This is a genomic window from Streptomyces sp. NPDC047981, from assembly GCF_040653315.1.
Classification (GTDB): Bacteria; Actinomycetota; Actinomycetes; order Streptomycetales; family Streptomycetaceae; genus Streptomyces.
Genome location: NZ_JBEZNQ010000208.1, coordinates 1 through 1021, shown reverse-complemented (window position 1 = coordinate 1021; position 1021 = coordinate 1). Strand labels below are relative to the sequence as shown.

Annotated in this window: 2 pseudogenes; both read right to left on the bottom strand. The window is 66.4% G+C overall.

The annotated features are described in order from the left end of the window. Positions 1-621: 621 nt before the first annotated feature. Positions 622-726, bottom strand: a pseudogene (locus tag AB0E14_RS39805) (IS3 family transposase); the annotation flags it as partial. Beyond that, positions 727-924 (bottom strand): annotated as a pseudogene (locus AB0E14_RS39800) (IS21 family transposase); the annotation flags it as partial. Positions 925-1021: the final 97 nt, after the last annotated feature.

Here is a 1021-nt window from a genome sequence, read left to right as displayed (position 1 = left end):
AACCCGGGCAACACCCATAAAACCCTGTCAGAACGCCCGCAATACAGACCCGCTGGCCGCTCCATCACGCACCAAAGGGAAACCCGTCATGCCCCGTGACACACCAGAACAGCCATTGACCGGGCGAACACCTCCCGGACCACAGCCCACACCCCGCCCGAGAACAGCACCCCAGCTCCGACCACCGACACTGAGCCTCTTTCATCCCGAGTTTCCTGCGTGACAGCCTGGCCATCGGTCTGACCGCTGCCGCTGCCGCTGCCGCGGACGAGAAGCGAGCCCGTGCCACCCAGGCGCTCCAGGCCAAGCAGGAGTAACTCGGCCTGCAGGAGCGCCGCCTCGACGGCATGGCAGGAGAGCTCGTCGCCCAACTGGAACCCCAACTGCCCTGTACAGTCTGCGGTTCCCGTGAACACCCGGCTCCCGCCCGGGCACCGTCTTCCATCGGTACGTCGGCAAAACCGAACCCGCCCGCCGAGCGGAGATCTACGGCCTGACGGACCGCGCCCGCCGAGCGACGAAGCGCGTGAACGTAGACGTCGCCATGACCACCGGCACCGTCGCCGTGCTTACCCCGACTGAACCGTCCCGACTTTCCTGCCGGTGTTTGGTGGCCGGTGATCAGTCGGCCACGGGTTGGGTGTCAGCGTAATGTGCTGCCTCGAACTCGGTGGGGCTGATCATGCCCAGACTTGAGTGCAGCCGGCGGTTGTTGTACCACTCGACCAGGTATTCCGGCCTGATCAGCGCCAGCCGCTTGCGCAGCGGTGCTGACGAGTACGGCCAGCCAATCCGCTCGGCGATCACTGGCGCCGGCATCGTCGGCCACTCCTACAGCAGAGCCCGCATCTGCGGCTCGAACCTGTCCGCGACATGACCCCGCGGGGCCCGCTCGAACACAGGCGGCCGGTCGGAGTTCAACGCGGGGGACCTGTCCCCGAGTGGTGGACACCTCTGAGCCCGGTCCCGGTAGGGGCCGGGTAGGAGGCATCTTTTATGGTGATGAAGGTCTACTCGCCCG